This window comes from Rhodanobacter aciditrophus, assembly GCF_050026795.1.
Taxonomy (GTDB): domain Bacteria; phylum Pseudomonadota; class Gammaproteobacteria; order Xanthomonadales; family Rhodanobacteraceae; genus Rhodanobacter_A.
Genome location: NZ_JALBWP010000010.1, coordinates 188834 through 213952 on the forward strand (window position 1 = coordinate 188834; position 25119 = coordinate 213952).

At 69.2% G+C, this 25119-nt stretch carries 19 protein-coding genes; 6 read left to right on the forward strand and 13 right to left on the reverse strand.

Annotation, left to right across the window (positions count from 1 at the left end):
* Positions 1–6: 6 nt before the first annotated feature.
* Together ACQGNW_RS05825 and ACQGNW_RS05830 are read right to left on the reverse strand one after the other, a co-directional pair.
* Positions 7–2184: a primosomal protein N' gene (locus ACQGNW_RS05825; RefSeq protein ID WP_426662726.1), complete on the reverse strand. Its 2178-nt coding sequence runs from the start codon at positions 2182–2184 to the stop codon at positions 7–9.
* Between the two features lie 389 nt (positions 2185–2573).
* Positions 2574–3731 carry a DUF3667 domain-containing protein gene (locus ACQGNW_RS05830; protein ID WP_426662185.1) on the reverse strand — a complete coding sequence of 386 codons (1158 nt, stop codon included), beginning with the start codon at positions 3729–3731 and terminating at the stop codon, positions 2574–2576.
* 110 nt (positions 3732–3841) lie between these two features.
* Here ACQGNW_RS05830 and ACQGNW_RS05835 point away from each other — a divergent pair, with 110 nt between their 5' ends.
* Positions 3842–5248 carry an MATE family efflux transporter gene (locus tag ACQGNW_RS05835; RefSeq protein WP_426662186.1) on the forward strand — a complete coding sequence of 469 codons (1407 nt, stop codon included), beginning with the start codon at positions 3842–3844 and terminating at the stop codon, positions 5246–5248.
* A gap of 69 nt (positions 5249–5317) precedes the next feature.
* Positions 5318–7210: a signal peptide peptidase SppA gene (sppA, locus tag ACQGNW_RS05840; protein WP_426662187.1), complete on the forward strand. Its 1893-nt coding sequence runs from the start codon at positions 5318–5320 to the stop codon at positions 7208–7210.
* Between the two features lie 64 nt (positions 7211–7274).
* Here sppA and ACQGNW_RS05845 read toward each other — a convergent pair whose 3' ends face one another.
* The 4 genes from ACQGNW_RS05845 to ACQGNW_RS05860 form a co-directional block, all read right to left on the reverse strand.
* Entirely contained in the window at positions 7275–7634 is a 360-nt protein-coding gene (locus ACQGNW_RS05845; RefSeq protein ID WP_426662188.1) for a VOC family protein, read from the reverse strand.
* 28 nt (positions 7635–7662) lie between these two features.
* On the reverse strand, positions 7663–8196 hold the full coding sequence (locus ACQGNW_RS05850; protein ID WP_426662189.1) for a hypothetical protein: 534 nt from the start codon (positions 8194–8196) through the stop codon (positions 7663–7665).
* A 175-nt stretch (positions 8197–8371) separates the two neighbouring features.
* Positions 8372–9199 (reverse strand): ABC transporter ATP-binding protein, encoded by an 828-nt coding sequence (locus ACQGNW_RS05855; protein ID WP_426662190.1) that lies wholly within the window; start codon positions 9197–9199, stop codon positions 8372–8374.
* Between the two features lie 75 nt (positions 9200–9274).
* Positions 9275–9496: a hypothetical protein gene (locus tag ACQGNW_RS05860; protein ID WP_426662191.1), complete on the reverse strand. Its 222-nt coding sequence runs from the start codon at positions 9494–9496 to the stop codon at positions 9275–9277.
* Between the two features lie 80 nt (positions 9497–9576).
* On the opposite strand from ACQGNW_RS05860, the gene ACQGNW_RS05865 reads away from it, so the two are divergent.
* Positions 9577–10359, forward strand: a complete 783-nt coding sequence (locus tag ACQGNW_RS05865) for an SDR family oxidoreductase (RefSeq protein ID WP_426662192.1) — start codon at positions 9577–9579, stop codon at positions 10357–10359.
* A 114-nt stretch (positions 10360–10473) separates the two neighbouring features.
* Here ACQGNW_RS05865 and ACQGNW_RS05870 read toward each other — a convergent pair whose 3' ends face one another.
* From ACQGNW_RS05870 to ACQGNW_RS05880, 3 genes are all read right to left on the reverse strand, one after another.
* Entirely contained in the window at positions 10474–11106 is a 633-nt protein-coding gene (locus ACQGNW_RS05870) for a DUF4124 domain-containing protein (protein WP_426662193.1), read from the reverse strand.
* Between the two features lie 205 nt (positions 11107–11311).
* Positions 11312–12928: a tetratricopeptide repeat-containing sulfotransferase family protein gene (locus tag ACQGNW_RS05875; protein WP_426662194.1), complete on the reverse strand. Its 1617-nt coding sequence runs from the start codon at positions 12926–12928 to the stop codon at positions 11312–11314.
* A gap of 185 nt (positions 12929–13113) precedes the next feature.
* On the reverse strand, positions 13114–14058 hold the full coding sequence (locus ACQGNW_RS05880; protein ID WP_426662195.1) for a DegV family protein: 945 nt from the start codon (positions 14056–14058) through the stop codon (positions 13114–13116).
* Between the two features lie 173 nt (positions 14059–14231).
* On the opposite strand from ACQGNW_RS05880, the gene ACQGNW_RS05885 reads away from it, so the two are divergent.
* Together ACQGNW_RS05885 and ACQGNW_RS05890 are read left to right on the forward strand one after the other, a co-directional pair.
* Positions 14232–15023, forward strand: coding sequence for an AMP nucleosidase (locus tag ACQGNW_RS05885; RefSeq protein ID WP_426662196.1), 792 nt, complete (start codon positions 14232–14234; stop codon positions 15021–15023).
* Between the two features lie 198 nt (positions 15024–15221).
* A complete protein-coding gene (locus tag ACQGNW_RS05890; RefSeq protein ID WP_426662197.1) occupies positions 15222–16787 on the forward strand; it encodes a sulfotransferase family protein in 1566 nt (521 codons plus the stop codon).
* A 105-nt stretch (positions 16788–16892) separates the two neighbouring features.
* Here the strand turns inward: ACQGNW_RS05890 and ACQGNW_RS05895 are convergent, their stop codons facing one another.
* From ACQGNW_RS05895 to ACQGNW_RS05910, 4 genes are all read right to left on the reverse strand, one after another.
* The gene (locus ACQGNW_RS05895; RefSeq protein WP_426662198.1) at positions 16893–20057 is read right to left on the reverse strand and encodes a TonB-dependent receptor; all 3165 of its coding nucleotides are present in this window, start codon (positions 20055–20057) and stop codon (positions 16893–16895) included.
* 938 nt (positions 20058–20995) lie between these two features.
* The gene (gene grxD, locus ACQGNW_RS05900) at positions 20996–21907 is read right to left on the reverse strand and encodes a Grx4 family monothiol glutaredoxin (RefSeq protein ID WP_426662199.1); all 912 of its coding nucleotides are present in this window, start codon (positions 21905–21907) and stop codon (positions 20996–20998) included.
* Between the two features lie 73 nt (positions 21908–21980).
* On the reverse strand, positions 21981–22580 hold the full coding sequence (locus ACQGNW_RS05905) for an SGNH/GDSL hydrolase family protein (protein WP_426662200.1): 600 nt from the start codon (positions 22578–22580) through the stop codon (positions 21981–21983).
* Positions 22577–23818: an aminotransferase class I/II-fold pyridoxal phosphate-dependent enzyme gene (locus tag ACQGNW_RS05910; protein ID WP_426662201.1), complete on the reverse strand. Its 1242-nt coding sequence runs from the start codon at positions 23816–23818 to the stop codon at positions 22577–22579. The genes ACQGNW_RS05905 and ACQGNW_RS05910 overlap by 4 nt, the downstream gene beginning before the upstream one ends.
* 146 nt (positions 23819–23964) lie before the next feature.
* On the opposite strand from ACQGNW_RS05910, the gene rsgA reads away from it, so the two are divergent.
* On the forward strand, positions 23965–25020 hold the full coding sequence (rsgA, locus tag ACQGNW_RS05915; RefSeq protein WP_426662202.1) for a ribosome small subunit-dependent GTPase A: 1056 nt from the start codon (positions 23965–23967) through the stop codon (positions 25018–25020).
* Positions 25021–25119: the final 99 nt, after the last annotated feature.

A 25119-nucleotide genomic window follows, 5' to 3' on the forward strand; every position in this document is an offset into this window, starting at 1 on the left:
AAGGATTCAATAGAGATCGATCGGGTCCACGTCCAGCGACCAGCGCACCTTGCGCGCGGCGGGCAGGCGCGCCAGTTGCGTGGCCCACGGGCGCAACGCGGCGTGCAGTTCGCGGCGGTTCGCGGCCTCCAGCAGCAGCTGGCCGCGCTGGCGGCCGGCGCGCAGCGGCATCGGCGCGGGCATCGGGCCGGCGACCTGCAGGCCGTGCTCCGGCGGCAGCGCGGCGCAGGCCTCGGCGAGGAAGGCGTCGACCGCCACGCGCTGCGCCGCCTCGGCGCGCAGCAGCACCTGGTGGGCGTAGGGCGGCAGCGCGCCCCGGCGCCGCTCGGCGAGCAGGCCCTGCGCAGCGGCGGCATAACCCTGTGCCAGCAGCTGGCGCAGCAGGGGATGATCCGGATGGTGGGTCTGCAGCAGCACGCGGCCCGGCCTGGTGGCGCGTCCGGCGCGTCCGGCCACCTGCACCAGCTGCTGCGCCAGCCGTTCGCTGGCGCGGAAGTCCACGCTCAGCAGGCCCTCGTCCACGCCCGCGATGGCGACCAGGGTGAGGTTGGGCAGGTCGTGGCCCTTGGCCAGCATCTGGGTGCCCACCAGGATCGCCGGCTTCGCCTCGTCGCGCAGGCCGTCGAGCAGGTGTTCGAAGGCGTCGCGGCGGCGGGTGGTCTCGCGGTCGATGCGCAACACCGGCACGTCGGGAAAGCGCGCCGCCAGCGCTTCCTCCAGCCGCTCGGTGCCCTGGCCCTGCGGCTTCAGCTCGGCGGCGCCGCAGGCGGGGCAGGCGGCGGGTACGCGGCCGTGATGGTCGCAGTGATGACAGACCAGCGCGCGCCGGACCGCATGCAGGGTCAGCGGGCGTTCGCAGCGCGGGCAGTCGGCGTGCCAGCCGCAGGCGTGGCAGAGCAGCGCCGGCGCATAACCGCGGCGGTTCTTGAACACCAGGGCCTGCTCGCCGCGCGCCACCGTCTCGGCCACGGCGGCGAGCAGGGCGGGCGAGAGGCCGTGTTCCAGCCGCTGCGCGCGCATGTCCACGATCTGCACCTGCGGTGGCCGCACGGCGCCGGGACGGGCGCGCAGGTGCAGCGCGCGATAGCGGCCGGCTTCCACGTTCGCCAGCGATTCCAGCGACGGCGTGCCCGAGCCCAGCAGCACCGGCACGCCCAGTGCACGGGCGCGCACCACGGCGAGGTCGCGCGCGTGGTAGCGGAAGCCCTCCTGCTGCTTGTAGGCGCCGTCGTGCTCCTCGTCGACGATGACCAGGCCTGCATGCGGCAACGGGGTGAACACCGCCGAGCGGGTGCCCAGGATCACCCTGGCCTCGCCCGAGCGTGCGCGCAGCCAGGCGCGTGCGCGTTCGCCCTCGGCGAGATTGGAATGGATGACCGCCACCGCCACGCCGAGCCGCTCGCGCAGGCGGCGCACGGTCTGCGGCGCGAGGCCGATCTCGGGAATCAGCAGCAGCGATTGCCTGCCCTGTGCCAGCGCGCGCTCGATCAGGGCAAGGTAGACCTCGGTCTTGCCGCTGCCGGTGACGCCGTCGAGCAGGAAGGGCTGGTAACAGCCGAAGCTGGCGGCCACGGTTTCCACCGCCCTCTGCTGTTCTTCGCTGAGCGGGGGCGCGGGGAGGGTGGCGACGGCCTCGCCGGCGGTGCGTTCGCCGCGCTCGACGAGGCCGGCCCCGAGCAGCCGCCTCGCCGCCGCGCGCCAGCCGGGAACGCAGGCGTCCAGTTCGGCGGCACCCAGACGGCCGGCGGCAAGTTCGGCGAGCAGCGCGCGGCTGGCACCACGCCGGCTGCCGGCGTCCAGTGCGCTGCGCCCGGCCACGGTGAGCGACCAGCATTCCTCACCCAGCGGTGGCAGCGGTTTCGACTCGCGCAACGCCAGCGGCAGTGCGTTCGCATAGGCCTCGCCGGGTGCGCCCAGCCAGTAGTCGGCCGCCCAGGCCAGGGTCTGCATCAGCTCGGCATCGAGCAGGGGGGCGTCGTCCAGCAGGCGCAGCGCGCGCTTCAGTCTGCCGGTGCCCACCGCGGGCGGGACGCCGGTGGCGACCACCACACCCACCGCCTTGCCGCGACCGAACGGCACCAGTACGCGGCCGCCGGGCCGTGCCTCGCCGCCAGCCGCGGGCGGCAGGTAGTCGAACAGGGTGGGCAGGGGCACCGGCAGGGCGACGCGCAGGACGGCGGGCATCATGGTGGCCAAGTTTACCGGTGGGGCCGGTGGCGCCGGGACCGCATTCTTCGCGCAAGCGGCAGGCGGGACGAAGCTTGCGGATACATGCTGCCCGCAGGTCGAGGAGTCGAGTGCAAGTCACTCAGCCGCGCAGGTTTTTCCGCTTATCCACAATGCCTGTGGACAAGTCTGTGGACGGTGAGGGGACGAGGGGCGCCGAAGCGCATGGCGGCGCCCTTCGCGACAGTCTGGACATGTTTTGGTCACGTGAAAAACAATTTCCGTATCAACGACTTGTGATTGCGTCCCTGCGCGCGTTCAGCGAGCGGTCAAGCCGGACGGCATGTCTTGACAGCCCCGTGACGCTGTGCAAAACCGCGGTCGCGCGACCAGGCGCATGGTGGCGTTCAGTGCGCCAGGCCCAGCACGAATGCGAACAGCAGCACAAAACCGAGCAGCCAGAAATAGCACCAGCCGATGCACCAGTACTTCAGCAGCGTCATCGGCCAGCCCTGCCGATAGATCCGTTTCTGCATCAGCAGCAGATAGAGCGGGGCCCACAGCACCAGAATCCGTTCCAGCCAGTTCAGCGGGATCGTCGTCCACAGCGCATGCGGTTCCAGCCAGCCGGCCAGCAGGGCCAGCAACGTGCACAGCAGCAGCCACAGGAACAGGAAGGCCTGGCTGTGCAGCACCACGATCAGGTGCTCCATGTAGAGCCTCCGCTTGAACACGTAGAACAGCTTCAGCAGCAGCGCGTAGATCGGCACCAGCACCAGCATGGCGCCCGGCAGCTTGCCGAAGACGCCGTTGACCACGCGCTCCTTGGCGGCCTGCCGGCCTACCGCATCGCCGTGCCGGTAGGCATGCCAGTTGTCGCGGATGTGCTGGAAGGTGACGGTGAGCCGCGCGTTGGCGAAATCGGGCAGCCAGGCGATCCGTACCGGTTGTATCGGCGTGCTGGCCGCATCATTCCGGTTGATCGCATGGGCGGTGCCGGCCGTTGCGGGCAGCGGTGGAGCGTGCAGCTCGGCCAGTCGCCGGTTCGCGGCTTCGCGCAGCCGCTGCTTCGCGCTGGTCGCCTGCGCAGCCATCGTGTCGCTGCCCAGGGTCTGCACGGCATCGAGGGCGTTGATCTTGCTGTCGAGCAGCTTGCGCACCTCGTCCGCGCTGGAAGCTTGCGCAAAGTCGGCGCCGCGGTCGAGCAGCACCTGCTGCTGGTGCCGCACCAGGCCGTGGTCGATCGCCTCCGAAGTGGCCAGGTGCAGCACGAAGAAGCTGAGCAGGCACAGCACGAACATCAGCCGGAACGGCGCGATGTAGCGCACGCGGCGGCCGGCGAAGTATTCCAGGGTGAGGAATCCGGGCTTCAGGAACAGCGCCGGCAGCGTGTGCAGGATGCGGCTGTCGATGTGCAGCAGGGTTTCCACCGCCTCCTCGGTCATGTGGTGCACCGGCTTCAGCACGCTGTGCACCGACTGCCCGCAGGCGTGGCAGAACTCGCCGACGAGCGGCGTGGCGCAGTTGGCGCAGAACCGGTTTTCGTGGCTGACCACGGAATTCATCGGATGTCCCCTTGCTGACCTTGCAGCGCGCGATCTTGGCACAGCAGGCGAGGTCCGGCAGCCCTGCCGGAAGGCTCGGGTAGAATGGGCTTCCGCCGGAGCCGCATTCCATGAAACCGTTTCGCCCCGAGCGTGCCCGCGTGCGGCACGAGATCGGCGCCACCGTGCGCCTCGCCATTCCGCTGGTCCTGGCCCAGCTCGCCGCGGTCGGCAGCAACGTGATCGACGCGGTGCTCTCCGGCCACGTCGGCGCCCACGTGCTGGGTGCGGTTGCAGTGGGCGCCAGCATCTGGTCGCTGGCGATCGTCTGCGGCATCGGCGTGATGATGGCGGTGCCGCCCTCGGTGGCGCAGCTGGACGGCGCCGGGCGGCGCTTTGACGTGGGCGGCGTGTTCCGCCAGGCGCTATGGCTGGCGCTGGTCGTGGGCGTGCTGCTGTGGTTCGCGGTGCGCCACGCGGGGCCGCTGATCGACCTGATCGGCGTGACGCCGAGCCTGCGCCACGACGTGGAGCGCTTCCTCGCCGCGATCAGCTGGGGCGCGCCCGCGCTGACCTGCTACTTCGCGCTGCGCGGATTGTCCGAGGGGTTGTCGCTGGCCCGACCGTCGATGATGTTCAGCTTCGGCGGCCTGGCTCTGCTGGTGCCGCTGGGCTACGTGCTGATGTTCGGCAAGCTGGGCATCCCGCCGCAGGGCGCGCACGGCTGCGGCATCGCCACCGCCACCGTGCTGTGGCTGGAGATGACGGGCTTCGCGGTGTACGTGCTGAAGCACCGCAACTACCGCGGGCTGAACCTGCTGGAGCGCTTCGAGTGGCCGCACTGGCGGCGCATCAGCGCGCTGCTGCACGTCGGCGCGCCGATGGCGGTGACGCTGCTGGCCGAGGGTGGCCTGTTCGTGGCCACCGCGCTGATCATCAGCACGCTGGGCGAGGACGTGATCGCCAGCCACCAGGTTGCGCTCAACGTCGCCGCGCTGTTCTTCATGATCCCGCTGGGGCTGGCGATGGCGATCACCGTGCGGGTGGGCAACGCGGTGGGCCGCGGCGACGCCAGTGGCGTGCGCTACGCCGGCTTCTGCGGCATCGCCCTTACCCTCGCGACCCAGCTGGTGTCCGCCACGCTGATGCTGACCCTGCCGCATTTCATCGCCACGCTGTACACGCACGACCGCAGGGTGATTGCGCTGGCGGCGCAGCTGATCGTGCTGGCGGGGCTGTTCCAGTTCTCCGACGGCATCCAGGTGGCCGCGAACGGGGCGCTGCGCGGGCTCAAGGACACCCGCGTGCCGATGGCCATCACGCTGTTTGCCTACTGGGGCGTGGGCATGCCCGTCGGCTGGTGGCTGGGCTTCCACTGCGGCCTCGGCGCGCGCGGCATGTGGATGGGCCTGATCGCCGGCCTCAGCGTGGCGGCTGCGATGCTGTTCACGCGTTTCTGGCGCAGCGCCTGGCGCGAGCGCTGGCGGCGGCACATGCCGGTGGCGCCGGAGGCACCGACACAGGCCGCCCCGGCCTGACGTGACGGCGCGCGAACGGCTACGCTAGGCGCGTCCACCGTGGAATCCGCACCGATGCCGCCGCCGCCCATGCCGTCCCGCCCCTCGCCTTCGCCCACGCCGCCGCCGCGTCGGCAAGGTTTCTGGGCCGTGCTGTGCGGGATCGGTCGCGGCATCAACGTGGTGCGCCTGCTGATCATCAACACGGTGTTCTTCTTCCTGTTGCTGATCGTGCTGCTGCTGGTCGTTGGCGGCATCGCCGGCGACCGCGCGTCGCGCGAAGTGGCGAGCGGCAGCGTGCTGGTGCTGCAGCCGGAAGGGCAACTGGTCGAGCAGTACAGCATCGACCCGTTGCAGCGTGCGCTGGCGCGGCTGTCCGGCAACAAGCCGGAGCAGGTGCAACTGCGTGACCTGGTTGGCAGCATCGACGCCGCGGCGCACGACAAACGCATCAGCCGCATCCTGCTGTTGCCCGGCGAACTGCACGCCGGCGGCTTCGCCGCGCTGCGCGAGGTGGGCGCGGCGCTGGACCGTTTCCGCGCCACCGGCAAGCCGGTGATCGCCTGGGCGGCGAACCTGGACCAGGGCCAGTACTACCTCGCCGCCCATGCCGACCGCGTGCTGCTCGATCCGCAGGGCAGCCTGCTGCTGACCGGCCTGGCCAACTACCGGCTGTTCTACAAGGACCTGCTCGACAAGCTCGGCGTGGACGTGCACCTGTTCCGCGTGGGCCAGTTCAAGAGCGCGGCCGAGCCGTACATCCTCGATCACGCCTCGCCGGCCGCCAAGGAGGCCGACGGTTACTGGATGGGCGGGCTGTGGGACGAATACGTCGCCGAGGTGGCGAAGCTGCGCAAGCTCGATCCCGCGGCGTTGCGCACCGACATCGACAATCTGCCGCAGACCATCGCCAGCACCCAGGGCGATCTCGCGCAACTGGCGCTCAACGAACACCTGATCGACGGCACCGCCACCCGCGCCCAGCTGATCGCGATGCTGCATGCCCAGGGCGTGCCTGCCGCGAAGAACGGCCACGGTTTCCGCGCGGTGGACCTGGCGCACTACGCCGCCGGCCTGCCGCAGGACGGCAGCCTGTTCGCGCCGGGCGTGACGGTGGTGGTGGCCGAAGGCGAGATCGCGGGCGGCAAGCGTCCGCCGGGTTCGATCGGCGGCGAATCCACCGCCGCGCTGATCCGCGCCGCGCGCGAGGACAAGCGCACCCGGGCGCTGGTGCTGCGCGTGGACTCGCCCGGCGGCGAGGTGTATGCCGCCGAACAGATCCGCCGCGAGGTGGAGCTCACCCGCGAGGCCGGCATCCCGGTGGTGGTATCGATGGGCGACGTGGCCGCCAGCGGCGGCTACTGGATCTCGATGAACGCCAACCGCATCGTGGCCGAGCCGAACACCATCACCGGCTCGATCGGCATCTTCGGTATGTACTACACCGTACCGAACACGCTGGCCAAGCTGGGCATCAAGAGCGACGGCGTGGCCACCGGGCCGATGGCCGGCGCGTTCGACATCACCCGCCCGCTCGACCCCAAGGTGGGCACGGTGATTCAGGCGATCATCGACAAGGGCTACCGTGACTTCGTCGGCGGCGTGGCCAAGGCGCGCGGCAAGAGCTTCGCCGACATCGATGCGATCGCGCAGGGCCGCGTGTGGACCGGCAGCCAGGCGCTCGACCGCGGCCTGGTCGACCAGCTCGGCGGCCTCGGCGATGCGGTGGCCGAGGCCGCCGGCCTCGCCAGGCTGGGCAAGGGCTACCCGGTGCGCTACCAGCGGGCGCCGCTGGGCACGTTCGAGCGTTTCCTGGTCGGCTTCAGCCAGAACGCCGGCATCGAGCTGCTGCGGTCCTGGGGGCTGCGGCTGCCGCCGTGGTTCGCGCAGGTCCACGCGCTGGCGCCGGAGCTGTCGCTGCTGCGCGACGCGAAGGCCGGCACGCCGAACGTCTACGCGTACTGCTTCTGCTCGCCGCACTGAGAGCCCGTTCAACCACTCCGCGGGGTCTGCATCATCCCGGCAATGCCGGGACGATGCTCCGGTCTCACGCCATGCAGACCGCTTCCACATTGTGGCCATCCGGATCGAGCAGGAAGGCGGCGTAGTAGCCCGGCGCGTAGTCCGCCCGCAGGCCCGGTGCACCGTGGTCGCGCGCGCCGGCAGCGAGCCCCGCGGCATGGAAGCGGTCGACCGCGGCACGGGCCTTCGCGCAGAACGCGACGTGCGTTCCCGCTGCGGCGCCAGCGTCGCGATACAGCCACAGCGCCGGCGCCCCGGGCGGCCCGAAGCCGGCGCAGCCCTGGTCGCGCGAGCACAGCACGAGGCCCAGCGGCTCCAGCGCTGCCTGGTAGAAGTGCACGCTGGCGTCGAGGTCGCGTACTTTGAGTCCGACATGGTCGTACATGGAAGTCTCCCTGGTGGATGGTTGGGGGTCAGCGGCGGCGTGCCCGCATCTCCAGCCGCAGGCGCCAGCTGGCGCCGTCGTCGTCGGAGACCTCGCCCAGCCAGCGGAAGCTGTCGGGGCGGATCTCGCGGAAGCTCCAGCGCATCGGCACGCCGTCCGCGGCACGGCCTTCCTGCACGATGTCGTCGCCCTGCGCGCGCCCGATCTGCGTCACGTACAGGCCGAGCGACGGGTCGGCCCAGGTGATCCGCCATTGCTGCCGAGCGGGCTCGTACAGGCGTAGCGTGCTGCCGTAGCGGTAGAGGTAGCCCGAAGGCAGCGATGCCTGCGGCGTGCCGCGGGTGGGCGCGATCCACACGTCCTGGATCGCCAGGCCTTGCAGCACCCAGCCGAAGTGCCATTCGGCGGTGGAATGCAGCATGTGTCCGTCGGCGCCATGGTCGACGATTGCCGCGTCCCAGCTGCCGACGAAGCGGCCGTAGAGCTGCAGGGCGTCGGCGAGGCGGGGATCGGGGCCGTCGGCGCGCAATGCGTCGAGGAAGGGAGTGTTCGGCAGGGGCATGGACGGGATCGCTTGGCGGAGGGGGACCGCGGCGCTGGACGCCGCATGCCACGCACCCTACTGGGCGTCGCCGGCCGCCGCTGTCGAAATCTTTCGCGGTCCGCGCGCCCGGCGGCCGGATCGCTCCACCGGCCGCTCCGCCTCGCGAAACCCTGAACCCTTCCCGCCGATGTGATCAGTCGATCGCGGCCGCATACCAGTCGCCGTGCCGCCGCACGCGGACCGGCATCTCGAACGCCTCGCCCAGCGCGGCATCGGTGAGCGTGGCGGCCTTGTTGCCCTGGCGCAGCACCCGGCCGTGCCGGAGCAGCAGTACCTGGTCGATCTCGGGGAGGATCTCTTCGACGTGATGGGTCACCAGCAGCAGCGTGGTGCCGCCGCGCGCCAACGCGCGCAGGCTTTCCAGGAAGCGGCGGCGGCTGGCGAGATCCAGGCCCGCGCAGGGTTCGTCCAGCAGCAGCGCGCGCGGGCGGTGCACCAGCGCGCGGGCGATCAGCACGCGGCGTGCCTCGCCGGTGGACAGGCTGGCCATCGTGCGGCCCGCCAGGTGGCCGGCACCGAGCTGGTCGAGCGCATCGCGCGCGCGTTCGCGCATGCCCGCGCTGGCCTGCTGGTGCAGTCCCAGTCCGCGCGCGGCGAAGAAGCCGGAAACCACCGCGTCGAACACCTCCAGCGGCGCCTCGCTGGTGTAGTCGTGCTGCAGCGCCGGCGAGACGATGCCGAGCAGGCCGCGCAACTCGGCCACGTTCCAGTGCCCGCGGCCGAACACCCGCACCGGGCTGCGGCCGTCGCCGGGCGCCAGCGGGTAGAGCTGGCGCGCGATCAGCTGCACCAGCGTGGACTTGCCCGAACCGTTGGCGCCGAGGATCGCGGTATGCCGGCCCGTGTCGACGCGCAGGCTGAGGCGGTCGAGCACGGGCCGGCCGCCGCGCAGCACGGTGGCGGCGTCGATTTCCAGCAGAGGCGTCCCGGCGGCCGCCGCGCAGGTGGTTTCGGCATCCATGCCGGAACGATGCAGCCAAACGCGCTGCGTGGCAAGGCGCATGGACGTCGAGACGTCCAAACGCGGAGCGGTGTGCTATTGCGTCTGTGCCTCGATCTGCTTGCGCTGCTCCTCGGCCTGCTTGTCCGCCATCTTCTGCACGTCCCTGGCGCGCTGCTCGTTGGCCTTCATCGCATCCCACGGTGTGGCGACGCGATGGCTGCTGGCGGCAGGCGATGGAGCGGCCTGCGGCACCGGCGGCTTGCCGGAGCAGGCGGCGAGGCCGAACAGGCAGAGCAGCGGCAGCATGGTTTTCATCGCGCAGGCCTCGAGGGATGCAGGCGGCGAGTGTCCCGCGGCATCGTTCCGCCGGCAAGGCCATCGTGTAAGCTCGGCCCATGAACAGCCGCATAGACGCCTGGCAACTGCATGGCCACACTGCCCTCGTCACCGGCGCCAGCAAGGGCATCGGCTACGCCACCGCGCGCGAGCTCGCCGGGCTGGGCGCGAACCTGCTGCTGGTGGCGCGCGACGAGGATTACCTCGAGCAGGTGCGGGTGGAACTGGCTGACGAGCACGAGGGCATCGAGGTCTACGCGCTGGGCGCCGACATCGCCGACGCGGAGGACCGGCTGGCGGTGTTCGACTGGGTGGCCGACCTCGGCCTGCCGCTGTCGCTGCTGGTCAACAACGCCGGCGGCAACGTGCCGAAGCCGGCGCTGGAATACGACGGCGAGGACTACCGTGCGATCTTCGAGTTGAACCTGTTCGCCGCCTTCGAGATGTGCCGGCTGGCGCATCCGCAGCTGGTGCAGCATGCGAACGCGGCGATCGTCAACGTGGGTTCGGTGTCCGGCGTCACCCACGTGCGCACCGGCGCGCCCTACGGCATGAGCAAGGCCGCGCTGCACCAGCTTACCCGCAACCTTGCCGCGGAGTGGGCGGTGGACGGCATCCGCGTGAATGCGGTGGCGCCGTGGTACATCCGCACCCAGCGCACCGACTCCGCGCTGGCCGACGAGGATTATCTGGAAGAGGTGCTGGACCGCACGCCGCTGCGACGCATCGGCGAGCCGGAGGAGGTGGCCGCGGCGATCGCCTTCCTGTGCCTGCCCGCCGCCAGCTACATCACCGGCCAGGTGCTGGGCGTGGACGGCGGTTTCCTCAACTACGGTTTCTGAGCGCGGCGTGCCGGGTTTTCCACAGCGGCTGGGGAAAGCCTGTCGGCAAGCCTGTGGACAACTCGATGCCGGCCTTGTGCGGCAAGGGCTTGCCACGCGTTGCGCAAGCCTTGCTCAGGGGCCGCCGCAACCCTGCAGCTGGGCACGCAGTTCAGCTTCGCGCCTCAGCAGCGGCGGCTGGTCGCTCTTGAAGGCGCGGCCCAGCTTGTGCTCGTTCTCGGCCCAGTCCTTGCGCAGTGCCGAACAGGTTTCCTCCGCGCTCAGTTCGCGGCAGCTGTCCCGCACCCAGGTGTAGTAGCCGGAGACCATCGCCGCGTTGGGCTGGTCGCGGCCCATGTGGTTGGCCGCGTTGTATTGCTGTGTCAGCGAGGTGGGTACGCCGACGATGCCCAGCGGCGCGTAATAGCCGGGCGGATCGCCGGTGGCACTGAGATAGGTCTTGCCGTCAGTGGCGCGCACGCACTCGTACAGCACGGGAATCGGCGCGGTGGGTGGTGTCGGCGGCGGGATGTAGGCGACGGGTGGCGCGCTGTCGACGGCCACGGGTGCGGTGGGTGGTGGCGGTGCCGGAGGCTGGGCATCGAGGGTGATCTGCCGCTGGTGCTGCACGCCGGGGCAGGGCGTGGGCTGGTAGCTCGCCTCGCCATGCGTTCCCGTGCATTTGTAGACCGTCTGCGCATGACCCGGCACGCACAGGCCTGCGCCGATCAGCGCGAGACAGGCGGACAGGATGGGCAGGCGCGGCATCGTTCGCTCCACGGCCAGGCGAGGACGAGGCCCAGAATACGGCCTCGCGGTGTCCGGTGGCAGAGCCAGCCGGGGGCACCGCGCCCTCGCCCGCGCCGGTCATGCCGCCGGACCGCTGCCGCCCCGCGTGAAACCCGCACATGCCGGGAGTCCGGGCGGAGGCGCCCGAGGGCGCGGGCCTGCAGTCCTTGCTGCACGCCGAAGGTCAGGCCTCCGCCGGCAGCAGCCCGGCCGAGCGGAGCCTGGCGCGCAATGGTTCCAGCTTGTCGCCGTAGAGCGGCGCGCGCGCGGTGTCCTGGCGCAGCGGCTGCCGCACCTGGGCCGCACTCACGGTCAGCACGGTGCGCGGGGTCTGGTGGAAGGCGAGACACGCGGTGTCGAACGGAAGCCCGCAGAAATCCAGCAGGCGACGAATCTGCCCTTCGGGATCCCGCTGCAGCGATTCGTACTCGTGGTCGAAGTATTGCAGGGGGAATTTCCGTCGCCAGAGTCTGCTCAGGCGATCGTAGCCGGCGAAATAGGCCACCATATCGTCCAGGTCGTAGCTGAAATGCACGCCGGTGGCGAACAGCTGCCGGTAGCCGGCAAAGCAGGTTTCCAATGGATCGCGGCGCGAGTTCACCACCCGGGCCCCGGGCAGCATCGCCAGTGCCGCGCCCACGAACGCCCAGTTGCTGACGTTCTTGTCGGTGAAGCGCGGATGCTGCAGGCGCCGCTGGCTGGTGCGCGCCAGGTATTCCTCGCCCAGGCGATGCCAGTCCGCGGCGGTCGCCGCACTCACCCACTGCGGAAAGGGCATGCCGCGGCGGCCGGATTCCTCGTCGAGGATCGCGGGCAGAACCTGAACCTCGTCGCCGCCGACGACCTCCGGATGGGAAGCGAGGATCTGCTCGGTCAGGGTGGAGCCGGAGCGCGGCAGGCACACCACGAAGATGACCTCCTGCCCCAGCGTGGCGTCCACCGGCGCGGGCAGCGGGGCGGAGAACGCGTTGGCGATGGCGTCGACGCGGGCATGCTCTTCGTTCCGGTCCCAGTACAGATGTCGGCGCTTCAGGGCGTTTGCCTCGCGCACGGCATCGAACGCTGCGGCGTAGTCGGCCTGGTCTTCCATCGCCTTGGCAAGGGTGAAGCCGAGCAGGATGCGCGGGTCGTCGGGGACGCCGGGCCGTCGGAACAGGCTGCGCAGTTGCGCGGCATCCCCGTTGCCGAAGGATTCGGTCTTCATGTTGCCCAGGGCGAACCAGGCGTCGGCGTTGTCGGGCTGCATGCGCAGGGTTTCACGCAGTATCGCCACGGCGGAGGCTATGTCGCCGAGGTTGGTCAGCACGGTGGCCAGTGCGTTGCGTGCCCTCGTGTATCCAGGATCGATCGTCACCGCGCGTTGCAGGGCTTCGCGGGCCTGCTCCATGCGGGAGGACACCTGCAGCGCGCGGCCGAAGTTGTACCAGGTCGCGGCGGTCCCGGGGGCGAGTTCGCAAGCGCGCTGCAGGCATGCCAGGCCGGCATCGGCTTCGCCGGTCTCGAACAGGGCGTTGCCCAGCGTCATGTTGACGATGGCATCGTCCGGACCGGCGGCAAGCGCGCTGTACAAATGCGAGATGGCGCGCGGGTGGTCGCCACCCATCAAGGCGGCGACGCCCATCAGTCGCCGGATTTCGACGCTGCCGGGTGCGAGCGCCAACGCCTGCTCCAGCAGTTGTTCGGCCAGTGCGGCCTGGTCGAGGCTCAGCGCCCTGCCTGCCTCGCGCAGCAGTTGGGCCACCGGCGGAGGCGGGCGGGTGTCGCGTGCCGGCGTCGAAGGCGGGGGCTGGTTCGTTGTCATGCGAATGGGATCTTCCTGCTGTCCACAGCCGCCCGCCGGTGGCGGTGGGGGTCGTTCAATGATGCGCCGCGACGGGGGCGACGATGGCCCGCGTCATCGTCCACCCGCCATGTGGCGGGTGTCGTCGGAGCGTCGCGGGCAGGCGCGGGGCCATGCCTTGGCGGAGCGGCCCCGCGTTCCTGGACTCAGAACGCGGCCTCGTGCTCCTCGGCGGCGAAGCCGAGCGTCACTGCGCCCTCACCCACGTTGACCATGCCGGTAATGCTCATCGGCGCTTCGAGCAGGGTGACGCCGCATTCCTCGCAGGCCGCGCGCAGGCCGGCGTAGCCGGGCAGGTGCGACAGCACGGCGAGGTCGCCACCGTAGCTCACGCAGACCATCGGCACCAGCAGGCCGGCACGCACGCGCGCGGCGGCGTAGTCGAACAGCTGCTGCGCGCCCTGTTCGAAGCCGCGCGCCTTGCCTACCGGTCCAGTCTCGCCGCGGAAGCAGCGCAGGATCGGCTTGATGTCCAGTGCCGAGCCCAGCACTGCGCTGAACAGGCCCACGCTGCGGTCGTTCTTCTTCTTGGCGCGGGCGCGCAGGTAATACAGGTCGCGCGGCAGCATGTAGCCGTAGCTGTGGTTGGCGACGTGGTTGAGCCGTTCGCGGATCGTGGCCGGCGCTTCGTCCGCCGCGATCAGCCGGGCCGCCTCCCAGATCGCCGGCGCCGCACCGGCGAAGATGTTGCGGGTGTCGACCACCCGCAGCAGGAACGGACCGGGGATGCCGGCCGGTTCGCGTACCTCGCGGTAACCGCGCAGCACCGCGAAGCTGGCCCGCACCACGTTGTCGTGGATCGGACTGCGGGTGGCGGTGATGGTGAGGCAGAACACGCAGTCCTGTTCCAGCACCAGGCGCTGCAGGAACAGCTGCTGCACCTCCTCCGCCGTGGTCGGCTCGGTTTCCGCGGAATGGCTGCGGCTGCCGAGGCGGCGGTCGATGAAGCGCTGGATCTCCGCCGGGTCGCGGTCGTCCCTGAAGGTTTCGCCGTCCACCTTCACGGTGATCGGCATCACCGTGATGTGGTGTTCCTGCAGAAACGCCTGCGGCAGGTCGCAGGCGGCATCCATGGTCAGCCCCATGCGCATGTGTCATCCCCTTCAGAATGGCTTCTGCAACATAACACGCGGGAGCGCCGAATTTGGCCGGCCGGCCGCTGCCGCGTGCCGCCATAATGGGGCAGACCCGAGGATCCCGCCGGCGTGGCGTCGCCGGCACCCTCCGCCGGCGCGGAGGCACCCGTCGCACAAGGCCCTGCCGCATGAAAGAAAAGCACGAGATCGTCGCCAACTGGCTGCCGCGCTACACCGGCACGCCGCTGGAAGGCTTCGGCCAGCACATCCTGCTCACCAACTTCGGCCACTACGTGGACCTGTTCGCCGACTGGCATGGCGTGGCGGTGCAGGGCCGCGACCGGCCGATGCCGAACGCTACCGCCGACGGCATCACCCTGATCAATTTCGGCATGGGCAGCCCCAACGCCGCCACCGTGATGGACCTGCTCGGCGCGATCGCGCCGAAGGCCGCGCTGTTCCTGGGCAAGTGCGGCGGGCTCAAGAAGAAGAACCAGATCGGCGACCTGATCCTGCCGATCGCGGCGATCCGCGGCGAGGGCACCAGCAACGATTACCTGCCGCCCGAGGTGCCGGCACTGCCCGCGTTCCAGCTGCAGCGCGCAGTCTCCACGATGATCCGCGACCTTGGCCACGACTACTGGACCGGCACCGTCTACACCACCAACCGCCGGGTCTGGGAGCACGACGACGGCTTCAAGGCCTATCTGCGGCGCACCCGCTGCATGGCGGTCGACATGGAGACTGCCACCATCTTCGCCGCCGGCTTCGCCAACGAGATCCCCTGCGGCGCGCTGCTGCTGGTCTCCGACCAGCCGATGATCCCGGAGGGCGTCAAGACCGAAGCCAGCGATCGCAAGGTCACCGCGCAATACGTCGAGGCCCACATCCGTGTCGGCATCGAGGCACTCAAGCTGGTCCGCCGCAACGGACGCAGCGTGAAGCACCTGCGCTTCGAGGAGGATGGCGAGGGGGAGTGAGGGATTCGGCTGCATCCAGGCGAGGCTGCCGCTGTGGACGGCGAGAGGCGAGGAAGAACCTGCGACCGGGGCGAAGGCCGGCGGCGCCGCGTGCGACAATCGGCGGGCTGCTGGCACGTGACCGCACCGATGGCGTGTCCCGATGCGGGTCGTGCGAGCCAGGCCAGATTCCGACCACCCCTTGGGCACTCCCGGTTCATGCCACAACAGACTCCATTGTCGCCGGCGACCCGCCGACTGCTCGCGGACGCCGGAGCGGCACTCAACCGGAAGCAGCCGGAACTTGCCGAGCGGGCACTCGCGCAGGTGCTTGCCCTGGAGCCGGGACTGGCCGACGCGCAATTCCTGTACGGGCTTGCCTGCCTGATGCGCGGGGACAACGCCAGGGCGGTCGATTTCCTGCACAAGGCGGCGGCGCAACGTCCCGCCGACGCCAACATGCAGATGTATCTGGGCTGTGCGCTGCATGACACCGGTGCACTGGAAGAGGCGCTGCAGCACCTGCACCGTGCTTGCGAGCTGGCATCGCGGCAGGCCGCGCCCTGGTACAACCTCGGGAAGGCACTGAAGCAGCAGGGGCAATTGCAGGAAGCCAGCCAGGCCTTCCGTCGCGCCCTGGCGTTGGACGAGCGGCACGTGCTGGCCCGCATCGGCGTGGCTGACATCGCCACCATGCAGGGTGACATTCCGCGTGCGGTGACCGAGTACCGGCGCGTGCTGGATCAACAGCCCGAGCGCGCGGAAGCGTGGCACGGACTGGCCAATCTCAAGACCGAGTCGCTGGGGCCTGCCGACATCGAGCTGATCCGCCGTGCCCTGCGTCAGCCGGACCTGTCGCCCGATACGCGGGTGATGCTCGGCTTCAGCCTGTTCCGGGCGCTGGAGGACCAGCAAGACTACGCCGGCGCCTTTGAAGCGCTGCGCCGGGCGAATGCGGACAAGCGGCGACTGGTGGCATGGGATGCCGCCGCCGAGCGCGCGCAGATCGATCGCATCATCGAGGCCTTCAGTGCTCCGTTACCCGCGCCGATGGTTCCCACGCTGGGTCATGAAGTCATCCTCATCGCCAGCATGCCGCGTTCGGGTTCCACGCTGGTCGAGCACATCCTCGCAACGCATCCCGATGTCGAGGGCGCCAATGAAATCCCTGACCTGCCCCAGGTCATCGAGGACGAATCGCGCCGCCGCGGGCAGCCCTTCCCGCAGTGGGTGAACGCAGCCACCGCCGACGACTGGTACCGGCTGGGTCGGGACTATCTCGCGCGCACCGCACGCTGGCGCGAACGGCGCCCCCGCTTCACCGACAAGAACGTCGCCAATTGGCCGCTGCTGGGTGCCGCACGCCTCATGCTGCCCGGTGCAAAGATCATCCAGTGCCACCGCGATCCGGTGGAAACCTGCTTCTCCTGCTACCGCCACCTGTTCCGGCACGGCGTGCACTACAGCTACGACCTCGACGAAATGGCGGAGTACTACCGCGACTACGAACGCCTCAGCGCGTTCTGGCTGGCAGGCCATCCGCGGCAGGTACTCGACTTTCCGTACGAGGCCCTGGTGCAACAACCCGAGGCGCAGATCCGCCGCCTGCTCGCCTTCTGCGAACTGCCTTTCGATGCCGCCTGCCTCGCCCCGCACCAGACCCGGCGCGAAGTGCTCAGCACCGCCAGTGCGGCGCAGGTGCGACAGCCCATTCAACGCGACACGACGCACAGCACGCCGTATCTGGAAATGCTGCGGCCGCTGCGCGACCGCCTCGCGCGCTGAAACGGACGAGGCCGCCGGTTTCCCGGCGGCCTCGTTCGTTCTGCTTCCCGCTTCCCCACTTGGCGGCATCGAATGCGATGCCGCCAGGTTGCGGAAGCCGACTTCTTACCAGTCGTACTTGACGCTGAACTCCGCGTAGCGCGGCTGCTCCACCGCATAGGTACCCGCCTGCACACCGGGCTGCGGCTGCTTGTACGAGGTATCCGGCGCACCCAAGTAGTCGTGGGTAATGACGTAGGCCGTGTCCTTCTGTTCGTTGAACACGTTCTGGACTTGCACCTGGAGAGTCAGGTGCTTGCCAGCCCACTCCGGGATGTAGCTGACGGAGAGGTCGAGCTGATGGGTCCACGGCAGATGGCCGGCCTTGCCCGGAGGCGACGGCTGGCCATCGCACCAGTGGTAGGCCTCGCCGTAACCGTCCGCATCGATCTGGGTCGGACCCCAGGAGCCCAGGCAGGTGATGGGTGCGCCCGACTGGACGATGTACAGGCCGCTGACCAGCCACTCGGGGGTGATCGCATAGGTGCCGTAGGCCTTCAGCGTGTGGCGATGCGAGTTGGGCAGCTCGCCGTTCGAATACTGCATCAGCGCGGGGAAGTCCCAGGCCTCGCTGATCGAACCGGACTGGCCGCCACCCGCGGCGGCAGACGCGTTGCTGGTCTGGCCGAGCGGCGAGTAGGTCGGGCCTTCCGTGGTGCCGTAGCTCTTGGCGAACACGTAGTCGATCTTGCCCATCCACTTGCCGTCCCACGGATGCTCCAGCGCTTCTTCCAGGCTGTAGTACTTGCGGAACGCCTTGGGGAAGCCGGTGACAAACCCGTCAGACGCCGTGTGCGGGTTCCAGGTGTAGGTCTTGTAGGTGCCGTCGTTCGCCAGGTAGCGAATGGTGTTGCTGCGCCCGGGGTTGACCAGGATGTCGGTCTGGTACGCCATCGGATTCGCGTCGGCAGGCGCGTTGGGAACCGTACCCGTGTCGTCGATGATGTTGTTCATCTTCGCGTAGGTGGCCTGCGAGGTCCAGACCAGCGGCTGGCCGAACGCGTTGAGCGACTTCTGGAAGCCCAGCACGTACTCGTCCTGGTACATCGGCTTCAGGTCCGCGGCGGCGATCGTCTTCGCGTCCTTCGGCGTGCCGTACTCGCCGTCGGGCGAGTACGGCGTCGCGCTCGTGTGAACCTGGGTCAGGCCCTGCGGAATGCCGTTCGCGTCGATGGACGAATAGGTGTAGTACTCGTTGAGGTAGGCATTGGCGCCGGCCATGCGCACGCCGAGGCCGGTGGGCAAGGCCAGGTAGTAACGCCCCACGTTGCCGTACAGCTTGGCGCTGCTGTCACCGAAGATGTCCCAGCTGAAGCCCAGACGCGGCTGCCACTGCGGCGTGGTCTCCCTGATGTAGGGCTGATTGCCGGCGCTGTAGTTGGTGAACTGGTCGTTGCGCAGGCCGAGGTTCAGCAGCAGGTTGGGCGTGACCTGCCAGTTGTCCTCGATGTATTGCGCCTTCTGCTCCACCGTGAACGAGGCCACGCCGCCATACGTCCGCTTCACGACGTAGTAGCTGTTGGCGGTGGCGCCGGTGCCCACCGGGCCGCCGTTGGGGTAGTTGATCGGGTTGTCGACGCACTGGCCCAATGCGTTGCACGACAGAGTGGGCTTGGAGAAGTTCGTCGCCCCTTGCTTGCCGTAGATCCAGTAGTAGCCGGGACCGGCGCTCATGCTGCCGTCGCTGATGTCCGTGCTGCGCATGTTGTCGATGCCGAACTTCAGGTCGTGGTCGCCCAGCTTCCAGTCGAGGTCCAGACGGAAGTTGTTCTCGGTGGACTTGTGGTCCGGAGAGGGGATGGTGCGCGGGTTGTTGTTCGTGTTGCCGGAGCCGGGAACGATCGGGTTCTGGTTTGCAACGCCCAATACGCCCGCCAGCATCGGGTCGAAGCCCGGATAGGCCACCTGCCGGCTGTAGTACGTGCTCTTCATCTTGCCGGCCAGCACGCTGAGCGTGAGGTTGTCGGTGATGTAGGAGGTGTACTTCAGGATGCCGATGTTGAACTTGCTCGAGTACAGCGGATTGTTGACACCGTGGTAGTTGCCAATGGTGTTCGTGCTGTAGTCGTAGTCGTAGGCGTTGTTCGAGAGGTCTTCGAGCTTGCTCGACGCGTAGGTGGCTTCAAGGACGTTGTTGTCGTTGATGTTCCAGTCCAGTTTGCCGTAGAGCTTCGGCAGACTGGTGCTGTACGAGTTGTAGTAAGGCGAATCGACCGAGCCGGTGGTCTTGCTGCTGTCGTGCTGGGCCTCGGCCGTGATGTAGAAGAACAGCTTGTCCTTGATCAGCGGACCCGACACGTAGGCGTCGTAGACCTGGCTCCAGTCCTCGTTCTTGCGGCGATTGACGAACATGTCGCCGAGCTGCTGCCCCGCCGTGGTCGACGCCGCGTTCGCATAATGGATGTTGTCGTAGGTGCTCTGTGCCCAGGTCGGCGCCCAGGTGACATAGACGCCGGCGTGGAAATCGTTGCCGCCGCGATGGCCGATCTGGCTGATCACGCCGCCGGTGGAGCGGCCGTATTCGGCGCCGTAGCCGGAGGTGATGGTCTGCTGTTCGGCGATGGCGAAGTACGGCAGGGCGATGCCGCCCGCGTTGCCCACCGGGTCGGTGGTGTTGAAGCCGTTGATGTAGTACGCGTTCTCCGCCGTCGAGTCGCCGCCGAAGGAGATCAGCGGGGTGCCGGCCGGGCCGGTGCCCAGGCTGGCGTTGCCACCGGCGACGCCGGGCGCCAGCACGGCGATGGACTCGGCATTGCGCGCCAGCGGCAGCTGCTTCAGCTGCTGCGCGGTGATCACCGAGCTCTGACGGGTGGAGGACACGTCGATCGCGGGAAGCGAGTTGGCCGTGACCGTGACGCTGGAGAGGTTCTGGATGTTCTTGCCCGCCGAGGGGGCGGCGAACGGCACCTGGGCGCCGCCGCTCACGCTCACCGACACGTGGTCGCGCGAGGAGACCACGTTGCCGCCCTGCATCAGCGACACGGTGTAGTCGCCCACCGGCAGGTTGCTGGCGCTGAAGCGGCCGCTGCTGTCGACCGGCACCTCGCGGGTGAGCCCGGTCTGGTTGTTGACGATGCGGACGGTTTCGCCCGCCGCGACTGGAGCGGTGCCGAAGACCGAACCGGTCGTGGCCTGACCGTAGGCCACGCCGCTGATGCCCAGACCCACCGCAAGGGCGGTGGCCAGGGCATTGCGGCGGTACTGGTTCTCTCGCATGAAGCGCTTGTTCATTGCTTTAACTCCCCAAAAGACAACCCGATATGGGTGACTAGAAACCGTTCACTCCGGCCACTCCACAAACAGTGACCGAGTTGGATGCAAGAGGCCGCGGCCGGTTGGTGACGCGAGGGGCAAACCGAACTCGAAGGAAGCCGCTTCACTGTCTCGACCCAAGAACCGTCATTCCGTGCAGGCAAAGGCAACCGGCCAGACCACCTTCCGCAGCCGAAATTAGTTCGGTCTCTCAATATCTGTCAACGCTTTTTTAGCATCTTGCGAACATATTCGAAGCGCATGAAATTTAATGCGATTTCAAAATAATTTGCGCATTTCCGAATGCTATTGCTGTCTGCTTGCTCGATCTTGCGGCGCGCTACTTTCGTCACATGCGTATACGCCGATAAATCTCTTTTTATCAATGATTTGCTTCTTACGTGCCGCCATGGCTGGTGGCGAAATATAATTCGATATGTGTCGTGAAATTTTGCGAATCGGTCAAATTTGACGTGCTGAACATGCCCATCCGTTGCTGGCTGGCCCGGGAATGGGGGACTCCAATGTGACTCTCTCGTGAATCGCGTGGTTTATTACGCCCATGCGGCGGCGGGAATGGCGACATCGCGCCGTGCGAGGCTCGGGTGAGCGCCCGTCTTGTGTCGCCTCCGGCGCTTCTCCGCAGGAGGGGGATGAACTTTGCCGCGATCGGCGGGGGGCTCGCGCGGAGGCCAGCAACCGGTCGTCGTTGGGCCAGCCCATGATCCCCGGGCATTCCTGGCATGGCCCGTCTGGCACAAAGGGCAGGGAAGAGGCCACGAGTGGGCAGCGCTCGCGATCCTCACCCATAAAAAAGCAGCGCCCTTGCGGGGCGCTGCCGGCGGGTCTGTCTTGCGAGGCGTGCCGTTGTGGCGCGGCTCGACGGGGTTCGGGGCCAAAGCCCTCCGGTGTCGCTATCAGTCTGCAGCCGCCTCGCTGGACCATGCCTCCATGCCGCCAGCCACGTTGTGCACGCGGCTGAAGCCGTGCGCGGCGAAGCGTTCGGCCACGCCCTGGCTGGAGATGCCGCGCTGGCAGATGAAGGCCAATGCGGTGTCCTTGGGCAGGGCGGCGAGCGCTTCGTAGCCCTCGTCTTCGAGGATGCGCGCCTGCGGCAGCGGGGCGAGCTGGGCGCGCGCGGCTGCGGGGCGCACGTCGACCAGGGTGATGCTGCCGGCGGCGAGGCGCTGCTGCAGCTCCTGCACGGTCAGCGGCCGCACTTCCTGCGCGCCGGGGAATTTCAGGCTGAGGCCTTCGCCCTGCACGGTGGAAACCCAGTCGATCACGATGCCCCTGGCACGCTGGGCGCTGGCCGGATCGAAGTGCACCTCGAGGCCGTTGGCATGCGCCACGATGTCGTGCTCGCCGGCGGGAGCGAGCTGGAAACCGGCGCTGTGGTCGGGGCCGATCTCCAGGTGCAGCGCCAGACCCTGCGCGTTCGCGGTGCCTTCGCGGATCGCCTTGGCGGCGGCGTCGGTGATGGTGATCTCCGGCGGCGTGCGATCCGGCGCGGCGAGGCCGAACAGCGCGTGCAGCTCGCCGCTGCCGTACATCTGGCGGATGATGTCGGCGCCGCCGACCAGCTCGCCCTCCACGTAGAGCTGCGGGATGGTGGGCCAGTCGCCGTAGGCCTTGATGCCCTCGCGGATCTCCGGATCCTCCAGCACGTTCACCGTGTGGTACTCGGGCAGCAGTTCGTTGAGCGTATTGGTCGCGGCGGCGGAGAAGCCGCAGGCCGGCGCGAAGCGGCTGCCCTTCATGAACAGCACCACGCGGTGGCTCTTCAGCAGGGATTCGATGCGTTCGCGGGTGGTGGCGTCGAGGGACATGGGAAGCTCCGGCAAAGAGGGGCAATGATACCGCCGATATGCCGGCGCCGCCGTGCGGCTTCAAGCCGCGGGCTCAGGTCTGGAGCATCGCCTGCGCGGCGGGCAGCGCCGCCTGCGCCCAGCGCGCGTACTGCGCGGCTGAAGGGTGCAGGCCGTCATCGGCGAGGAGGTCGCGGTGTTCGCGCGAGATCGGCGTGATGTCCACCCAGTGCGCGCCGAGGCGCTGGGTTTCTTCGCGGGCGACGGCGTTGTAGGCGTCGAGCTCCGCGGCGATGCGCGCGGTGTCGCGGCCGCTTTCGCGCGCGAACGGGGTAACGCCCCAGTCGGGGATGGACAGCACCAGCACGCGGCCGCCGCGCCCCGCGGCCAGCGCGACCGCGCGCTCCAGCAGGTGCCGGAACTCGCCGCGGTAGTCTTCCACGCTGCGGCCGCGATACTGGTTGTTGACGCCGATCAGCAGGCTGACCAGGCCCCAGGATGGCGCGAAATCAGCCCCATCCATCCCGGCGGAGAGCTCGTCGGTGGTCCAGCCGGTGGTGGCGAGGATCACCGGATCGGCCACCGGCGCGCCTGCGTTGCGCAGGCTCGCAGCCAAGTGCACCGGCCAGCGACCTTCGGCCGGCACGCCCTCGCCGATGGTGTAGGAGTCGCCGAGGGCGAGGTAGGTGATCAAGCGACAGCCACGCGGCGCGGCTGTTCGGCGGCCATGCGCGCCAGCACCCGTTCGATGCGCACGAACACCTCGCGCAACTGTGCGGGCTGCGGCAACAGGGTGAGGCGCAGGTGGCGGCTGGCCGGCACGTTGAAGCTGGTGCCGGGCACCACCAGCACCTGCTCCTCTTCCAGCAGGCGCAGCGCGAAGGCTTCGTCGTCGAACGCAGGCAAGCGGTCGGCGCGCACCTGCGGGAAGGCGTACAGCGCGCCGGCGGGCGCCACCACGTCGAGCCAGGCGCTCGCGGCCACGCCGTCGAGCACGGCCTGGCGCGCCTCGTGCAGCCGGCCGCCGGGAGCGGTCAGCGCGGTGATCGTGGGGGCGTCCCTGAGCGCCGGGATCACCGCCCACTGCGCGGTGACGTTCGCGCACAGGCGCAGCGCGGCCAGCAATTGCAGCGCGTCGCGGTACTCGGCGCTGCGCGCTGGGGCGCCGGACAGGCTCAGCCAGCCGATCCGGTAGCCGCAGGCGCGGTGCACCTTGCTCAAGCCCCCGAGACTCACGCAGGGCAGTTCGCCGGCTACCTCCGCCAGCGGCTGGAACGGCGTGCCGTCGTAGAGGATCTCGTCGTAGATCTCGTCGGCGAGCAGCAGCAGGTTGTGCCGCGCGGCCACCGCCACGATGCGCTCCAGCAGCGCGCGCGGGTAGACCGCGCCGGTGGGATTGTTCGGGTTGATCAGGACGAGGGCGCGGGTGCGCGGGGTGACCAGCGCCTCGATCTCGTCCGGATCGGGCAAGTGGCCGTTCTCCGCAAGGCAGCGGTAGTAGCGCGGCTTGCCGCCGTTGAGGATGGTGGCGGCGCTCCACAGCGGATAGTCGGGGCTGGGCAGCAGCACCTCGTCGCCCGGCTGCAACAGGGCGCGCAGGCTGATGTCGATCAGTTCGCTGACGCCGTTGCCGATGAAGACGCGCTCCACGTCCACATGGCGCGCGCCACGCGCGCGCTGCTGCGCGGCGATGGCCTCGCGTGCCGCTTCCAGGCCCTGCTCGTGGCCGTAGGCCTCGCTGTCGGCAAGGTGCGCGGCGATCGCCTCGCGCAGGTGCGCCGGTGTCTCGAAGCCGTAGCGGCCCGGGTTGCCGATGTTGAGCTTGATGATGTCGCGGCCGGCGGCCTCCAGTTCGCGCGCGCGCCGGGTGAGCGCACCGCGGATCTCGTAGCGCACGTCCGCCAGATGCGTGCTGGGTCTGATCGAAGCCAACGCCGGAATCCTCGAAACCGGCGCCACAGCCGGATTGCCGCCGATGCTAGCAGCATGGTGCGCTGCAGCGCGAGCCGGTGCGCGGGCGCTGGGCGGGCATTTCGGTGGCAGGGCATAATCGACCCACTGGCGGGATTCCCTGACTCATGATGGATGCCGAAACGACAGAGCGGCTGCGGCGCATCGGCTGGCGCGGCGAAGCCGTGCCGGGCGCCGGGCGCCGGCTGGCGCGGGTGGTGGCGCAGCACCGTACCGGCTACGAGCTGCACGATGGCGAGCACAGCTTCGGCGCGCAGCCGGCCGGGCAGTTCCTGAAGCGCGGCCTCGATCCGGCCGAGCGGCCGGCGGTGGGCGATTTCGTGGAGATCGAGCCCGGTCAGCCGCCGCACATCGTCACCGTGCTGCCCCGGCGCAGCGTGCTGTCGCGTGCCGCCGCGGGCGAGCGCTACGCGCGGCAGATCATCGCCACCAACATCGACTACGTGCTGGTGCTCACCGGGCTGGACGGCGACTACAACCCCGCGCGCATCGAGCGCTACCTGTCGCTGGTCGAGGATTCCGGTGCGCGGCCGGTGGTGCTGCTCAGCAAGTCCGACCTGCATGCCGAAGCCGACGAGCGCATCGCCGAGCTGCGCGCGCGGCTGGCGCCCGGCACGGCCGTCCACGCGATCAACGGCAAGGACGCCGCCAGCGCGGCGCAGCTTGCACCCTATCTGCAGCCCGGCGACAGCGCGGTGCTGGTGGGCTCCTCCGGTGCGGGCAAGTCCACGCTCACCAACACCCTGCTCGGTATCGACAGGATGGCCATCGGTGCGGTGCGCCACCACGACAGCCGCGGCCGCCATACCACCACCCATCGCGCGCTGCTGCAGCTGCCCACCGGCGGCTGCCTGATCGACACGCCCGGCATGCGCGAACTGAAACTCACCGGCGAGGAAAACCTCGACCTGTTCGCCGACATCGAGGAACTGGCCGAGGCCTGCCGCTTCGCCGACTGCGGCCACGGCAGCGAACCCGGCTGCGCGGTACAGGCCGCGCTGGACAGCGGCGAGCTGTCGCCCGAGCGCTGGCGCAACTACCTCAAGCTGCGTGACGAGCGCGAGGAGCAGGCGAGCACGCTGGAGGCGAAACTGCGCCGCCAGCGTGGCGGCCGGCCCATCGAGCGGCCGCATGCGCCGCGTGGCCGGCGGGAACGGGAGTGAGGAAGTTGCGATCCGCGCCCGTTCCCCGTCGATCCGGCGCAGGCCGGGCCGCCGCCGCCGCATGTCGCTCGAAACGTGGCGTGATCGCCGGTCCCGCAA